Genomic DNA, 15,612 nt, shown 5'->3' with positions numbered 1-15,612 from the left:
AATGCGCTAGATACAATGGCTTACAAATGCACGTCCACGCATCCGGCCGACAGCGGGACGTGCAAGCATGGCCTACCGATTGGGGCCGAAGTCGAGGGTCACGCAAAGACCGCCGCCGTCGCGGTTGCGCAGGCTCAGTGACCCACCAATTGCGACAGTCAACTGCTGGGCGATGGCCAGGCCCAAACCGGTACCGCCGGTGCTGCGGTTGCGTGAGCTTTCCACCCGATAGAACGGCTTGACCACCTCGGCCAGGACCTCATCGGGAATGCCCGGGCCTCGGTCGAGCACGCTGATTGAAACGCCCTTGCTCGCGTCGCCGCTGATCTCCACCTCGGCGGTGCCGGCGTATTTCAGCGCGTTATCCACCAGATTCACCAGGATCCGACGCAGCGCATGGGGCCGTGTCTCGATGACCGCGCCGTTATTGCCGCGCAGGCTGACCTCCCGGCCGGTGTCCTGGTAGTCGCACACCAGGCTGTCGAGAAAGGAGTCCAGGCTGATGCGGCAACTGGCCTCGGTCGCCCCATGGACGCTGCGCGCATAGGCAACACCTTCGCGCACCAGGTGCTCGATTTCGTTCAGGTCATTGCCCAGTTTGTCTTTCTCCAGCGAGTCGTCCATGAACTCGGCGCGCAGCTTCATGCGCGTGATGGGCGTCTGCAAGTCATGGGAAATGGCCGCCAGTAACTGCATGCGTTCTTTCAGGTAAGCGGCAATCCGCGCCTGCATGCTGTTGAAGGCCCGGGCGGCGTAGGCCACTTCCCGTGGGCCGCTTTCATCCAGCTGCACCGGGTGTGCGTTCGGGTCGAGGTTCTCGACGGCCTCGGCCAGGCGGCTGAGCGGGCGTATCGCGATCCGTACGGCCAGCCAGGTGCAGCCGATCAGCAACACCAGCTGACCGAACAGCACAAAGGGCAACCAGGGCGACAACGGCTTGACCGAGGGGCGCACGTCGATGGTGACCGGGCTGCCGTCAGCCAATCGCACCTGGGCCTGGAAATGCTGCTGCGGCCCCGGGATCTGGACGAAGGTCAGGTCATAGTTGCTGCCCAGCGCGACCTGAAGTGATTGCGCCGCTGTCGCCGCGAGATCGTTCGAGGCCAGTGGAATGCCTGGGTCATGTTCGCGCAGCAGGTAGTCATAGTTGCGCCGCTGCAGACGCTTGGTCCATGCCAGGCGCTCGTCGGCGGGCAAACGGTCGAGGATGGCGATGGAGGTCGCCGTGTCGTGTTCGAAGTTGCCCAACATGGCGGTCTTGGTGCTTTGGTAGCGTTCGTAGTACTGGGCTGCGAACGTCAGCGATTGAGCGAGTATCAGACCGACCAGAAACACCAGCCACAGCCGCGAGGCCAGCGTGCGCGGCCATTGCAACGCGAGCTTCATGCCTGCTCCTCGAGCATCTCGACGGCGAAGGTAAAGACGTAGCCTTCATTGCGCACCGTCTTCAAGTAGAGCGGTTCCCGTGCGTCATCCAGCAAGCGCTGACGCACGCGACTGACCAGCAGGTCGATGGAACGGTCGAAGATGTCCGCGTCACGGCCCTGGGTCAGGTTGAGCAACTGGTCGCGGCTCAGCACCCGCTGGGGATGGTCGAGGAATACCCGCAGCAGCCTGTACTCGGCGCCGCTCAGCGAGACGAGGGTGTCGTCTTCATCGAGCAGATGGCGAGCGGTGGTGTCGAGGCGCCACCGGCCGAACTTGAGCAGGCGGCCGCTCTCGGTGACGACGAAGTTGGGCGGCAGCATGCGGGTACGCCGCAGCACGGCGTTGATACGCGCGAGCAGTTCCCGGGCGGCGAAGGGCTTGGCCAGGTAGTCGTCGGCGCCCATCTCCAGGCCGATGATGCGATCGGTCTCGTCGCTGCGAGCCGTCAGCATCAGCACGGGGGTCGCCTTATGCTTGCCGGCGCGCAGTTCGCGGCACAGCAGCAGCCCGTCATCCCCCGGCATCATGATGTCGAGCACGATCAGGTCGACCTGGTTGGTTTCGAGAAAGGCCCGCATCTGCCGACCATCCGCGACCACGGTGGTGCGCAGTCCGTTCTTCTTCAGGTAGTTGCCGACCAGCTCCCTGATCTCGCGATCATCATCCACGATCAATACGTGATCGACATGTTCCATGCCCTGCTCTCCGAAATACGCGCATCGAGTGCGCAGTGTGGCGATGCCCGGTTGCCGGTTGGCAGGGCAGCGCGGTTCTGCTTTTCCAGCCCGGGATTAAGCCAGAACCCAACCAAAACAGCAGCGATTGTATCGCTCTGTATCGCAACCCACCTCAGATACGTAACGCATCCAACCGAGGTGTTTCTCGACACAGCCGAGATACCTCCGCGACCTTTAATGAGCCCCATCGAGACAACATGAATCGCCTCGATGAAACCATCGAACTCATTGAAGGAAAACGACCATGAAACTGAAAACCATCGCTACCGCTTGCCTGATCACTGCCCTGAGTGCCGCCGCATTACCCGCCCTGGCCCAGGACAAAGCCGCCAGCGAAACCTACACCTACGGCACCCATCTGGACATCAAGCGAGTGGTCTCGCTGACCGAGGACGGCGGCCAGACCTGCGGCTTGGTGAATGCGCAGATCAACTACCTCGACTCGATGGGTGAGCAGCGGTCCCTGACATACCTTAAGCAAGCAGACGCCTGCAACAGCGAAGGGAGCTGAGCCTCACGGCACTCATTACAGCCGCAATCATCGTGCAAACAGGAGTCAATATGAAGAAACTCAAGACCTACCTGACCGCTTTTGCCCTCGCATTGGGCGGCATGGCTGCCCACGCCAATGCCGCCGGTGAGCACAACCGGGGCAACAGCGGCCTCTGCTACCAGCTCACACCGCTGAAGAAAACGCCCTCGCCGCGGGCGGTTGGCCTTTGAAGGTTGTGAGGGGTGTATCAGGAGTGGCGGTCCAGTTTCTTGAGGAACACCGTCATTTCCTTTTCGGCCTGTTTGTCGCCATGGGCACGGGCGGCTTCCAGGCCTTGTTCCCAGGCGCGGCGCGCGGCCGCCAGGTCGCCCTGGCCCTGGTGGGCCTTGCCCAACAGTTTCCAGGCGGCCGAATACTTGGGATCGAGCTCGACGCAGCGTTGCAGGTGTTCGGCGGCGCGGAGGAATTCGGCGAGGTCGAGATAGCCCTTGCCCAGGCCGAAGCGCAGCAGTGGGTTATCCACACCCTTGGCGAGCATTTTTTCCAGGGATTCGAGCATGGGGGCTTCCTTGTTGGTTGGGTCAGGATCGTTCCCACGCTCTGCGTGGGAATGCAGCCAGGGACGCTCTGCGTCTCCTCAAGAGCCGAACGCGGAGCGTCCGTTGAGGCATTCCCACGCGGAGCGTGGGAACGATCGGCACAGGGACGGGGCAGGTCAGAAGAAGCTCAACCCCACATGGAACAGCTTCTCGACATCGCGGATATGCTTCTTGTCCACCAGGAACAGAATCACATGGTCGCCGGTCTGGATCACGGTGTCGTCATGGGCGATCAGCACTTCTTCGTCGCGGATGATCGCGCCGATGGTGGTGCCCGGCGGCAGGCCGATGTCGCGGATGGCGCGGCCGATCACTTTGCTGGACTTGGCATCACCATGGGCAATGGCCTCGATGGCTTCGGCCGCGCCACGGCGCAGGGAGTGCACGCTGACGATGTCGCCGCGGCGCACGTGGGCCAGCAAGGTGCCGATGGTTGCCAGTTGCGGGCTGATGGCGATGTCGATGTCGCCGCCCTGGATCAGGTCGACGTAGGCCGGGTTGTTGATGATGGTCATCACCTTCCTCGCCCCCAGGCGCTTGGCCAGCAACGATGACATGATGTTGGCTTCGTCGTCGTTGGTCAGGGCCAGGAAGATGTCGGCGTCGGCGATGTTTTCTTCCAGCAGCAGGTCGCGGTCCGAAGCACTGCCCTGCAACACCACGGTGCTGTCGAGGGTGTCCGAGAGGTAGCGGCAGCGGGCCGGGTTCATCTCGATGATCTTCACCTGGTAGCGGCTTTCGATGGCTTCGGCCAGGCGCTCGCCGATCTGCCCGCCGCCGGCGATGACGATGCGCTTGTAGTTCTCGTCGAGACGGCGCATTTCGCTCATCACCGCACGAATGTTCGCCTTGGCGGCGATGAAAAATACCTCGTCGTCGGCCTCGATCACCGTATCGCCCTGGGGCAGGATCGGCCGGTCGCGGCGGAAGATGGCCGCGACGCGCATTTCCACACTCGGCATGTGCTCGCGTAGCTGACGCAGTTGCTGCCCCACCAACGGCCCGCCGTAGTAGGCCTTGATCGCCACCAGTTGCGCCTTGCTCTCGGCAAAGTCGATCACCTGCAGGGCGCCCGGGTGCTCGATCAGGCGCTTGATGTAGTTGGTCACCACCTGCTCGGGGCTGATCAATACATCCACCGGGATCGCTTCGTTGTCGAACAGGTCGGCGCGGGTCAGGTAGGCCGCTTCCCGCACCCGGGCGATCTTGGTCGGGGTGTGGAACAGGGTGTGGGCCACCTGGCAGGCGACCATGTTGGTTTCGTCACTGTTGGTGACGGCCACCAGCATGTCGGCATCGTCCGCGCCGGCCTGGCGCAGCACGGTCGGCAGGGAACCGCGTCCTTGCACGGTGCGGATGTCGAGACGATCACCGAGGTCGCGCAGGCGTTCGCCATCGGTGTCGACCACGGTGATGTCGTTGGCCTCGCTGGCCAGATGTTCCGCCAGCGAACCGCCGACCTGCCCTGCGCCGAGGATGATGATTTTCATCCGTTCACTCCTATCGAATCGGTCTTAACCGCGTGCGGCGGCGATCTTGATCAGCTTGGCGTAGTAGAACCCATCGTGCCCGCCCTCCTGGGCCAGCAACTGGCGACCGTGGGGCTGCTTCAGGCCGGCCTGGGTGGCGATGTCCAGCTCCCGGGCACCGGGGGTGCGGACGAGAAAGGCTTCGATCACTTCGGTGTTCTCGGTCGGCAAGGTCGAGCAGGTGGCATAGAGCAGGATGCCGCCCACATCGAGGGTCTGCCACAGGGCGTCGAGCAGCTCACCCTGCAGCAGGGCCAATGCGGCAATGTCGTCCGGTTGGCGGGTGAGCTTGATGTCCGGATGACGGCGGATCACGCCGGTGGCCGAGCACGGCGCGTCGAGCAGGATGCGCTGGAACGGCTTGCCGTCCCACCAGGCCGCGGTGTCGCGACCGTCGGCGGCGATCAGCTCGGCGTCCAGGCCCAGGCGCTCGAGGTTTTCCTTCACCCGCACCAGGCGCTTGGCTTCCAGGTCCACTGCGACCACGCCGGCCAGCTTCGGCTCGGCTTCGAGGATGTGGCAGGTCTTGCCCCCCGGTGCGCAGCAGGCGTCCAGCACCCGTTGCCCGGGCGCCAGCTCCAGCAGGTCGGCGGCCAGTTGCGCGGCTTCGTCCTGGACGCTGATGCAGCCGTCGGCGAAGCCCGGCAGGGCACGGACATCGCCCGGGGTTTCCAACAGGATGCCGTCGCGGCTGTACGCGCATGGCCGGGCCGGGATCCCGGCCTTGCCCAGCAAGGCCAGGTAGGCATCGCGGCGATGGTGGCGACGGTTGACCCGCAGGATCATCGGCGGATGGGCATTGTTGGCCGCGCAGATGGCTTCCCATTGCTCGGGCCAGAACGCCTTCAAGGCTTTCTGCAACCAGCGCGGGTGGGCGGTGCGCACCACCGGGTCATGCTCCAGCTCGGCTAGCAGGCTTTCGCTTTCCCGTTGGGCGCGACGCAACACGGCGTTGAGCAAGGCCTTGGCCCAGGGTTTCTTCAGTTTGTCGGCGCAGCCCACGGTTTCGCCGATGGCGGCGTGGGCAGGCACGCGGGTGTAGAGCAATTGGTAAAGCCCCACCAGCAGCAGCGCCTCGACGTCGGCGTCGGCGGCCTTGAACGGTTTCTGCAACAGCTTGGCCGCCAGGGCCGAGAGCCGTGGCTGCCAGCGAGCGGTGCCGAACGCCAGGTCCTGGGTGAAACCGCGGTCACGGTCCTCGACCTTGTCCAATTGGGTCGGCAAGGAACTGTTGAGCGACGCTTTGCCGCTGAGCACGGCGGCAAGCGCCTTGGCGGCGGCCAGACGCGGGTTCATGAAGCCTCCACCGCTTGGCCGAGGACACTGCCGACGGCAAATTTCTCACGCCGGCTGTTGAACAAGTCGCTGAAGTTCAGCGCCTTGCCGCCGGGCAGTTGCAGACGGGTCAGGCACAGCGCCTGCTCGCCACAGGCCACGACGAGACCGTCCTTGCTGGCTTCGAGGATCTGCCCCGCAGCGCCCTTCCCTTCGGCGCACCTGGCGGCCAGTACCTTCACCGCTTCGCCGTTCAAGGTGCTGTGGCAGATCGGCCACGGGTTGAAGGCGCGTACCAGCCGCTCCAGTTCGACCGCCGGACGGCGCCAGTCGATGCGGGCTTCGTCCTTGTTCAATTTGTGCGCGTAGGTGGCGAGGCTGTCATCCTGCACTTCGCCCTCCAGCGTGCCGGCGGCCAGGCCGGCAATGGCCTTGACCACGGCCGGCGGGCCGATCAGCGCGAGGCGATCGTGCAGGCTGCCACCGGTGTCTTCGGCGCTGATGGGGGTGGCGACCTTGAGCAGCATCGGCCCGGTGTCCAGGCCCGCCTCCATGCGCATCACGGTCACGCCGCTCTCGGCATCGCCCGCTTCGACGGCGCGCTGGATCGGCGCCGCACCGCGCCAGCGCGGCAGCAGCGAGGCGTGACTGTTGATGCAACCCAGGCGCGGGATGTCCAGCACCACTTGAGGCAGGATCAGGCCATAGGCGACCACCACCATCAGGTCCGGTTTCAGCGCGGCCAGTTCGGCCTGGGCTTGCCCATCGCGCAGGGTCGGCGGCTGCAACACCTGCAAACCGTTTTCCAGGGCCAGTTGCTTGACCGGGCTGGGCATCAGTTTTTGCCCACGGCCGGCCGGCCGATCCGGCTGGGTGTAGACCGCGATGATCTCATGGGGGCTGGCCAGCAGGGCCTTGAGGTGTTCGGCGGCAAACTCGGGAGTGCCGGCAAAGACGATGCGCAGTGGCTCAGTCATGGAAGCTCTCAATTAACAGCAGTCGCATAAAGAAAAAAGGCTTGCCGCGGCAAGCCTTTGAAAGGGGGCATCAAGCATTCTGGCGGTGGATCTTTTCCAGTTTCTTCTTGATCCGGTCGCGCTTGAGGGTCGACAGGTAATCCACGAACAACTTGCCGTTGAGGTGGTCACATTCATGCTGGATGCACACCGCCAGCAATCCTTCGGCGATCAGTTCGTAAGGTTGGCCGTCACGGTCCAGCGCCTTGATCCTGACCTTCTGCGGACGGTCGACGTTCTCGTAGAAACCCGGTACCGAGAGGCAGCCTTCCTGGTATTGGTCCATCTCGTCGGTGAGGGTTTCGAACTCGGGGTTGATGAACACCCGTGGCTCGCTGCGGTCTTCGGAGAGGTCCATGACGACGATACGCTTGTGCACGTTGACCTGGGTCGCAGCGAGGCCGATGCCTGGCGCTTCATACATTGTTTCAAACATGTCATCGACCAACTGACGCACTTCGTCGTCCACTACGGCCACCGGTTTGGCAATCGTGCGCAGGCGCGGGTCCGGAAATTCGAGAATGTTCAAAATGGCCATAAGCTTGATAAATGCACGTGTGAGGTAAAGTCGGGTGGCTGGCCTGGCGTGTCTTGGGATGCAGGCTACCGTTGTAAAACGTTGCTCTGAAACGCTGCTTCTGAAGCATAGCGCCTTGCGGAGCGAGCCACGGGGGCTCTGGCGTTTTACGCGAACGCACATGATAAAGGGATTCACCGCATGAGGAAATCACTACTCGCCCTGCTGCTCCTGGCCTCGGCCGGTATCGCGCACGGGCAAGTGCAACTTCGGGAAGGTTTCCCGCAGCAATACACCGTGGTCGCTGGCGACACGCTGTGGGACATTTCTGGCAAATACCTGCGCGAACCGTGGAAATGGCCCGAACTCTGGCAGGCCAACCCGCAGATCGAGAACCCGAACCTGATTTACCCCGGCGATACCCTGTCACTGGTCTACGTCAATGGCCAGCCACGGCTGACCCTCAATCGCGGCGCCTCCCGGGGCACCATCAAGCTGTCGCCGCGGATCCGCAGCTCGCCGGTGGCTGATGCCATCCCGAGCATCCCGTTGCAGGCCATCAACAGCTTCCTGCTGAGCAACCGCATCGTCGACACGGCGGCGGATTTCAACAAGGCGCCCTACGTCGTCGCCGGCAATGCCGAACGGGTGCTCAGCGGCGCCGGGGACCAGATCTTCGCCCGCGGCGCATTCGCCACAGACCAGTCGGCCTACGGCATCTTCCGCCAGGGCAAGGTCTACACCGATCCACAGACCAAGGAACTGCTGGGCATCAATGCCGACGACATCGGCAGCGCGGAGGTTGTGACCGCAGAGGGCGACGTCACCACCCTCACCCTGCAACGCACCACCCAGGAAGTCCGCCTCGGCGATCGACTGTTCAGCGGCGAAGAACGCTCGATCAACTCGACCTTCATGCCCAGCGCGCCGAAAACGGACATCAACGGGCTGATCCTCGACGTGCCACGCGGCGTGACCCAGATCGGCGCGCTGGACGTGGTCACGCTGAACAAGGGCCGGCGCGATGGGCTGGCCGAGGGCAATGTCCTGGCGGTGATGAAGACCGGTGAAACCGTGCGCGACCGCGTTACCGGCGAACCGGTGAAGATCCCCGACGAACGCGCCGGCCTGCTGATGGTGTTCCGCACCTACGACAAGCTCAGCTACGGTCTGGTGCTGTATGCCTCGCGCTCATTGGCGGTGCTCGACAAGGTGCGCAATCCATAACGGGTCTCACAACTTACCAACAGAGTTATCCACAGCTTGTTCCCGTTCGAACGGGACGTATGACGATCAAGGATTGATCACATGACATTGCCTGAATGCCCTTCGGTTTCCCCGGCGGAACTGGAGGCCCGCCTGCGCCTGCACCGCTTGCCGGAGCTGGGACCCAAACGTTTCATGACCCTGATGGAAGCCTTCGGCTCGGCCTCCAAAGCTATCAGCGCACCGGCCAGCGCATGGCGGGCGCTGGGGTTGCCCGCAGCGAGCGCCGAAGCCCGGCGCAACCCGGATGTGCGCGACGGCGCCGCCCATGCATTGGCCTGGCTGGAGGGTTCGGGCCAGCATTTGCTGATGTGGGACCAGCCGGACTACCCGGCGCTGCTGGCGCAGATCAGCGACCCGCCACCGCTATTATTCGCCGCCGGCGATCCCACCATCCTGGAAAAACCGCAGTTGGCGATGGTGGGCAGTCGCCGCGCCTCACGTCCGGGGATGGATACGGCCGCGGCGTTTTCCCGCAGCCTGGCCAGCGCCGGTTTTGTCATCACCAGCGGCCTGGCCCTGGGCATCGACGCGGCGGCTCATCAGGCGGCACTGGATGTCGGCGGGCTAACCATCGGGGTGCTGGGCACCGGCCTGGAAAATTTTTATCCACAGCGCAATCGTCGCCTGGCGGACGCCATGATTGCCCAAGGCAGCGCGGTGCTCTCGGAGTTTCCGTTGGACGCCCCGCCCCACGCCAGCAACTTTCCGCGCCGCAACCGGATCATCAGCGGCTTGTCCCTTGGCGTCCTGGTGGTCGAAGCCAGCGTCGCCAGCGGCTCGCTGATCACGGCACGGCTGGCGGCGGAACAGGGGCGCGAGGTGTACGCCATTCCAGGGTCGATCCATCACCCCGGCGCCCGGGGTTGTCACCAATTGATCCGCGACGGGGCGGCACTGGTGGAGACCGTCGAGCACATCCTTGAAGCCTTGCGCGGTTGGCAACGGTTATCGTTGACGGATGAGCCTGTGCCGGTGACACACCCGCTGCTGCGCCTGCTGCATGCCGCGCCGCTGACCAGTGAAGCCTTGGCCGAGGCCAGTGGCTGGGGATTGCCCAAAGTGCTGGCGGCGCTGACCGAACTGGAAATGGAGGGGCGCGCCACGTCTGACAATGGCCGCTGGTTTGCGCGCACGCGCTAGGTTTTATGGGGAAGATCGGTAAACTGCGCACAGCCTTATCTTGTGTTGCGGAGAATCTTTCATGGTCAACAGTTGGCGTGTGCAACAAGCCGCGCGAGAAATTCGCGCCGGGGCGGTGATTGCCTATCCAACCGAAGCGGTCTGGGGCCTGGGTTGCGATCCGTGGAACGAGGAGGCGGTGGAGCGCCTGTTGGCGATCAAGTCGCGGTTGCCCGACAAAGGGTTGATCCTGGTGGCGGACAACATTCACCAGTTCGACTTCCTGTTCGAAGACTTCCCCGACACCTGGATGGACCGCATGGCCAGCACCTGGCCGGGGCCCAACACCTGGCTGGTACCGCACCAGAACCTGCTGCCGGAATGGATCACTGGAGTGCACGATACCGTGGCGCTGCGGGTCAGCGATCATCCTACCGTGCGCGACTTGTGTTCGCTGGTCGGCCCGCTGGTGTCCACTTCGGCCAATCCCCAGGGCCGCCCGGCAGCGCGCACGCGGATTCGCGTCGAGCAGTACTTCCGCGGGCAGATCGACCTGGTGCTCGGCGGCAACCTGGGCGGGCGCAAGAACCCCAGCGTGATTCGCGACCTGGCCACCGGGAAAGTGGTTCGACCGGACTAAGCCCGGTCGCACCCTCCAGACCCACTACCTATCCCATGTGGGAGCGAGCCTGCTCGCGATGGCGTCGGGTCAGCCGCAGAGGTGTTGTCTGACACACCGCCATCGCGAGCAGGCTCGCTCCCACAGGGGTTTGTGTTGAACACAGAACTTATGCACGCNAGCGAGCCTGCTCGCGATAGCGCCGGGTCAGCCGCAAAGGTGTTGTCTGATACACCGCCATCGCGAGCAGGCTCGCTCCCACAGGGTTTTGTGTTGCCACAGAACTTGTGCACATCACCATTTCAAGGCAACAGAATGGTCGACCCCGTCGTGCGCCGCGCCGACAATTCGGCCTGGGCCTTGGCCGCTTCCGCCAAGGGATAGCGCTGATTGATATCCACCGTGAGCTTGCCGCTGCTGATCATTCCGAACAGTTCGTCGGCCATGCGTTGCAGGTTTTCGGCGTTGTTGGCATAGGTCGCCAGGGTCGGGCGGGTCACGTACAGCGAGCCCTTCGCTGACAGAATCCCCAGGTTCACGCCGTCCACCGCTCCCGAGGCATTGCCGAAGCTCACCAGCAGGCCACGGGGCGCGACGCAATCGAGCGAGGTCAGCCAGGTGTCCTTGCCAACCCCGTCGTATACCACTGGCACTTTCTTGCCGTCCGTCAACTCCAGCACCCGCTGCGCGACGTTTTCCTTGCTGTAATCGATGGTTTCCCAGGCGCCATGGGCTTTGGCGACGGCGGCTTTTTCCGCCGAGCTCACCGTACCGATCAGCTTCACGCCCAAGGCCTTGGCCCATTGGCAGGCCAGGGAGCCCACGCCACCGGCAGCGGCATGGAGCAGCACGGTTTCGCCACCTTTGAGTTCATAAGTCTGACGCAACAAGTACTGCACGGTCAGGCCCTTGAGCATGACGCCGGCGGCCTGTTCGAAACTGATCGACTCCGGCAGGTGCACCAGGTTGGCCTCGGGCAACACATGCACATCGCTGTAGGCGCCCAGCGGACCGCTGCCATAGGCCACCCGATCGCCCACCTTGAACCGGGTGACGCCCGAGCCGACCGCCTCGACCACGCCCGCCCCTTCGGCGCCCAGGCCCGAAGGCAGGGCCGGCGGTGGGTAAAGGCCACTGCGGTAATAGGTGTCGATGAAATTCAGGCCGATGGCCCGGTTGCTCACGCGCACCTGCTGCGGGCCCGGTTCGGCAGGTTGATAATCCACGTACTCAAGCACTTCGGGGCCGCCGTGGGAACTGAACTGGATACGTTTGGCCATCTTCACTTTCTCCTTGTCGCAGGACTTTTCACCAAGCCTCCCATCGGACTCCTAAGCTTGATCTTCGTCAACTGTGGCGTAGGCAAGTGCGGTGGTATCCTGTGCGCCCATTGGCCACCGGCCCGCTGTACGCCGCGTAGCCCAGTCCTGATCAAAGGGGGTGTCATGACCACTCGCACCGAGGCCGTGAAAGCCTATCTGCTCGACCTGCAAGACCGCATCTGCGCTGCATTGGAAGCCGAGGACGGCGGCACTCGCTTCGTCGAAGACGCCTGGACCCGGCCTGCCGGCGGTGGCGGTCGCACCCGGGTGCTGGAAAACGGTACGGTCATTGAAAAGGGCGGCGTCAACTTTTCCCACGTCTTCGGCAGCGGTCTCCCACCGTCGGCCAGTGCTCATCGGCCGGAACTGGCTGGGCGTGGCTTCGAAGCCCTGGGCGTGTCGCTGGTGATCCACCCGCACAACCCCCACGTTCCGACTTCCCACGCCAACGTGCGCTTTTTCATCGCGGAAAAGGAAGGCGAAGAGCCGGTCTGGTGGTTCGGTGGCGGCTTCGACCTGACGCCGTACTACGGCGTCGCCGAAGACTGCGTGCATTGGCACCGCGTGGCCGAGCAGGCCTGTGCCCCGTTCGGCCCGGAGGTGTATCCGCGCTACAAGGCCTGGTGCGACAGCTATTTCCACCTCAAGCATCGGAACGAACCCCGGGGTATCGGCGGCCTGTTTTTCGATGACCTGAACGAGTGGGGGTTCGACACCTGCTTCGCCTTCATCCGTGCGATCGGCGATGCCTACATCGAGGCCTACCTGCCCATCGTGCGCCGGCGCAAACATGAGCCGTTCACCGCCAAGCAACGGGAGTTCCAGGAATTCCGCCGTGGACGCTACGTGGAATTCAACCTGGTCTACGACCGCGGCACCCTGTTCGGGCTGCAATCGGGCGGACGCACCGAGTCGATCCTGATGTCGTTGCCGCCGCAGGTACGCTGGGGCTACGACTGGAAAGCCGAGCCGGGCAGCGAAGAAGCGCGCCTGACCGAGTATTTCCTGCAGGATCGCGATTGGCTGGCGCAGGCCTGATGGAGACTGACCCCATGACCATGGACCGCTACGTTGTAATGGGTAACCCCATCGGCCACAGCAAGTCGCCATTGATCCATCGCCTGTTTGCCGAACAGACCGGGCAGACACTGGACTACAGCACCCTTCTGGCTCCCCTGGATAATTTCGCCGGTTGCGCGCGGGAATTTTTCCGTGAGGGACGTGGGGCGAATGTCACCGTGCCGTTCAAGGAAGACGCCTTCCGCCTGGCCGACAGCCTGACCGAACGGGCGCAGCGGGCTGGGGCGGTCAACACCTTGAGCAAGCAGGCCGACGGCAGCCTGTTGGGCGACAACACCGACGGTGCCGGGCTGGTGCGGGACCTGACCGTCAATGCCGGCTTCAGCCTCAAGGGTAAACGCATCCTGGTGCTGGGGGCTGGCGGCGCGGTGCGCGGCGCCCTGGAACCATTGCTGGCCGAGGCACCGGCCTCGGTGATCATCGCCAACCGTACGGTGGAAAAAGCCGAGTTGCTGGCCGAACTGTTCGCCGACCTGGGCCCGGTCTCGGCCAGTGGTTTCGATTGGCTGCGCGAGCCGGTGGATCTGATCATCAACGCCACGTCCGCGAGCCTGTCAGGGGATGTACCGCCGATTGCAGGCAGCCTGATCGAGCCCGGCAAGACCGTGTGCTACGACATGATGTATGGCAAGGAGCCTACTTCGTTCTGCCGCTGGGCCAGCGAGCAGGGCGCCGCGGTGGCGATGGATGGCCTGGGGATGCTGGCGGAACAGGCAGGCGAAGCGTTCTACCTGTGGCGCGGCGTGCGCCCGGATACCGCGCCGGTGCTGGCCGAGTTGCGTCGCCAGTTGGCGCTGTAAACCACTGTGGGAGCAAAGCTTGCTCGCGAGACAGGCGCCTCGGTTTCCAACAGACCGGGTCGCTTTCATCGCGAGCAAGCTTTGCTCCCACAGCGCAGACCGTATCAATCCTCGAAGTAAATCGGGCATCTCTCTGGCCCTTCAAGCTTCTTCAACTCCTCCACCACATGAGGCCTGGCCTTGCGCAAGGTCAGGCTGCGCCCTTGAGTCCCCAGGCGCCGGGCTTCCTGGTGGAGCATTTCCACCCCCGAATAGTCGATGAAGTTGATCTGCTGGGCATCGATCACCACCCGTTGCCCTTGCAAGCGTTGCAGGCGCACCTGCAGGTAATGACTGGCACCGAAGAAAATCGAACCGCCCACCCGCAGCACATCCGCCTCGCCTTCGTGGGAATGCTGCACCCGCGGCTGTGACGTGCGCTTGAGGTAGAAAAACAGCGACGCCAGCACACCGGCGTAGATGGCGGTTTGCAGCTCCAACAACAACGTGGCCAGGCAGGTCAGGCTCATCACCACGAATTCGGCCCGGCTCACGCGGTACAGCGCCCGGATGCCGCGGTGGTCCACCAGCCCCCAGGCAATCAGCAGAATGCTGCCGGCCATGGCCGGAATCGGGATGTGCGAGATCAGTTTCGCACCGGCGACCGCAAACAAGGCCACCCACAAGGCCGAGAACACCCCGGCCAGGGGCGAGCAGGCCCCCGCGTCATAGCTGAGGCCGGAACGGGTAAAGGAACCGGCTGACAAGGAGCCGGAGAAAAATCCGCCCACGATGTTGGAAAGCCCCTGCGCCCTGACCTCCTGGTTGGCGTCGAGCAATTGCCCGGAACGCACCGATAACGAGCGGGCAATGGACAGGCTGGTGACCAGCCCGAGCATGCCCACCGCCACGGCGCCTGGAAGCAGGCGCAGGATCAGGTCGAGGTCCAGTGGCAGCGCAGTGAACGGCGGCAGGCGCCCGGCAAAGGCGCTGACCAGCGCCACATGCCCGAACATGGCCGGCCACAACCAGACCACCAGGCTGCTGATGACCAGGGTTATCAACAGGCTCGGCCAGCGCGGCAGCAGTCGCTTGAGTATCACGCCGAGGATCAGCGTACCCAAGCCCAGCAGCAACGAAGGGTTATCCACAGCCCCAAGGTGGCTGAGCAACATCAGCACGCCCTTCAAGGCCGTGGCCTCGTTCGGCAGATCGAGCCCCATAAGATTCGGCAACTGCCCCAGTGCGATCACCACTGCAGCGCCCAGGGTGAAGCCGAGCACCACCGAGTGCGAGACGAAGTTCACCAGCGCGCCGAAACGTAACAGGCCCAACAACCATTGGAAAATGCCCGCCAGTACCGTCAGCAGCAGGATCAAGGTGATGTAGTCCTGGGTCGCGGGCACGGCCAGGGGGCTGACGCTGGCGTACAGGACAATGGAGATCGCCGCCGTAGGACCGCAGATCAGATGCCATGACGAACCCCACAGGCAAGCAATCAGCACCGGCACGATGGCGGCGTACAAGCCGTATTCAGGGGGCAGACCGGCAATCAGGGCGTAAGCGATGGACTGCGGCAACGCCAGAATCGCGCCGCTCAGACCCACGACCAGGTCACGGCCGACACTGGCCCGGGTCTGTCGGGGCAGCCAGCTCAGGAAAGGGAACAGTGAATGGCGGGTGGGGATTGCCATGGGGCCTCAAAGATGGGGATTGCGGACAAGAGTATCAGGACCAGGCACCGTTCTCCCTGTGGCGAGGGGATTTATCCCCGCTGGGTCGCGAAGCGGCCCTAATGTGTCGACTCGGTGTGTCAGATCATTTGCGTTC

General features: G+C 63.8%; 16 protein-coding genes. 7 read left to right on the top strand and 9 right to left on the bottom strand.

Annotated features, from left to right (window positions below):
• Positions 1-72: 72 nt before the first annotated feature.
• A complete protein-coding gene (locus N005_RS27405; protein WP_047704008.1) occupies positions 73-1,386 on the bottom strand; it encodes an ATP-binding protein in 1,314 nt (437 codons plus the stop codon).
• Positions 1,383-2,123, bottom strand: coding sequence for a response regulator (locus tag N005_RS27400; RefSeq protein ID WP_041023914.1), 741 nt, complete (start codon positions 2,121-2,123; stop codon positions 1,383-1,385). The genes N005_RS27405 and N005_RS27400 overlap by 4 nt, the downstream gene beginning before the upstream one ends.
• A gap of 286 nt (positions 2,124-2,409) precedes the next feature.
• Between N005_RS27400 and N005_RS27395 the strand changes: the two genes are divergently transcribed.
• Complete coding sequence (locus N005_RS27395) at positions 2,410-2,676, top strand: DUF2790 domain-containing protein (protein ID WP_047704007.1); 267 nt, start codon at positions 2,410-2,412, stop codon at positions 2,674-2,676.
• A 50-nt stretch (positions 2,677-2,726) separates the two neighbouring features.
• A complete protein-coding gene (locus N005_RS29355; protein ID WP_154673559.1) occupies positions 2,727-2,888 on the top strand; it encodes a hypothetical protein in 162 nt (53 codons plus the stop codon).
• Between the two features lie 17 nt (positions 2,889-2,905).
• Here N005_RS29355 and N005_RS27390 read toward each other — a convergent pair whose 3' ends face one another.
• From N005_RS27390 to def, 5 genes are all read right to left on the bottom strand, one after another.
• Positions 2,906-3,217, bottom strand: coding sequence for a tetratricopeptide repeat protein (locus tag N005_RS27390; protein ID WP_047704006.1), 312 nt, complete (start codon positions 3,215-3,217; stop codon positions 2,906-2,908).
• A gap of 156 nt (positions 3,218-3,373) precedes the next feature.
• On the bottom strand, positions 3,374-4,747 hold the full coding sequence (trkA, locus tag N005_RS27385) for a Trk system potassium transporter TrkA (RefSeq protein WP_047704005.1): 1,374 nt from the start codon (positions 4,745-4,747) through the stop codon (positions 3,374-3,376).
• A gap of 24 nt (positions 4,748-4,771) precedes the next feature.
• Positions 4,772-6,082 (bottom strand): 16S rRNA (cytosine(967)-C(5))-methyltransferase RsmB, encoded by a 1,311-nt coding sequence (rsmB, locus tag N005_RS27380; protein WP_047704004.1) that lies wholly within the window; start codon positions 6,080-6,082, stop codon positions 4,772-4,774.
• Positions 6,079-7,038, bottom strand: a complete 960-nt coding sequence (fmt, locus tag N005_RS27375) for a methionyl-tRNA formyltransferase (RefSeq protein ID WP_047704003.1) — start codon at positions 7,036-7,038, stop codon at positions 6,079-6,081. The genes rsmB and fmt overlap by 4 nt, the downstream gene beginning before the upstream one ends.
• A gap of 70 nt (positions 7,039-7,108) precedes the next feature.
• The gene (gene def / locus N005_RS27370) at positions 7,109-7,615 is read right to left on the bottom strand and encodes a peptide deformylase (protein ID WP_047704002.1); all 507 of its coding nucleotides are present in this window, start codon (positions 7,613-7,615) and stop codon (positions 7,109-7,111) included.
• A gap of 180 nt (positions 7,616-7,795) precedes the next feature.
• On the opposite strand from def, the gene N005_RS27365 reads away from it, so the two are divergent.
• From N005_RS27365 to tsaC, 3 genes are all read left to right on the top strand, one after another.
• Entirely contained in the window at positions 7,796-8,821 is a 1,026-nt protein-coding gene (locus tag N005_RS27365) for a LysM peptidoglycan-binding domain-containing protein (protein WP_047704001.1), read from the top strand.
• Positions 8,822-8,902: 81 nt separating this feature from the next.
• Entirely contained in the window at positions 8,903-10,003 is a 1,101-nt protein-coding gene (gene dprA / locus N005_RS27360) for a DNA-processing protein DprA (protein ID WP_047704000.1), read from the top strand.
• A 61-nt stretch (positions 10,004-10,064) separates the two neighbouring features.
• Positions 10,065-10,622 carry an L-threonylcarbamoyladenylate synthase type 1 TsaC gene (tsaC, locus tag N005_RS27355; RefSeq protein ID WP_003196294.1) on the top strand — a complete coding sequence of 186 codons (558 nt, stop codon included), beginning with the start codon at positions 10,065-10,067 and terminating at the stop codon, positions 10,620-10,622.
• Between the two features lie 281 nt (positions 10,623-10,903).
• Here the strand turns inward: tsaC and N005_RS27350 are convergent, their stop codons facing one another.
• Positions 10,904-11,881 carry an NADPH:quinone reductase gene (locus tag N005_RS27350; protein ID WP_047703999.1) on the bottom strand — a complete coding sequence of 326 codons (978 nt, stop codon included), beginning with the start codon at positions 11,879-11,881 and terminating at the stop codon, positions 10,904-10,906.
• Positions 11,882-12,046: 165 nt separating this feature from the next.
• On the opposite strand from N005_RS27350, the gene hemF reads away from it, so the two are divergent.
• Together hemF and aroE are read left to right on the top strand one after the other, a co-directional pair.
• The gene (gene hemF / locus N005_RS27345; RefSeq protein ID WP_047703998.1) at positions 12,047-12,961 is read left to right on the top strand and encodes an oxygen-dependent coproporphyrinogen oxidase; all 915 of its coding nucleotides are present in this window, start codon (positions 12,047-12,049) and stop codon (positions 12,959-12,961) included.
• A gap of 20 nt (positions 12,962-12,981) precedes the next feature.
• Complete coding sequence (gene aroE / locus N005_RS27340) at positions 12,982-13,803, top strand: shikimate dehydrogenase (protein ID WP_047704195.1); 822 nt, start codon at positions 12,982-12,984, stop codon at positions 13,801-13,803.
• A 104-nt stretch (positions 13,804-13,907) separates the two neighbouring features.
• On the opposite strand, the gene N005_RS27335 is transcribed toward aroE, so the two are convergent.
• Positions 13,908-15,476: a SulP family inorganic anion transporter gene (locus N005_RS27335; RefSeq protein ID WP_047703997.1), complete on the bottom strand. Its 1,569-nt coding sequence runs from the start codon at positions 15,474-15,476 to the stop codon at positions 13,908-13,910.
• Positions 15,477-15,612 lie beyond the last annotated feature (136 nt).

Source organism: Pseudomonas mediterranea CFBP 5447 (assembly GCF_000774145.1).
In the GTDB taxonomy this organism is placed as follows: domain Bacteria; phylum Pseudomonadota; class Gammaproteobacteria; order Pseudomonadales; family Pseudomonadaceae; genus Aquipseudomonas; species Aquipseudomonas mediterranea.
The sequence above is the reverse complement of the archived record's forward strand: the minus strand, read 5'-3'. Positions and strand labels throughout refer to the sequence as shown.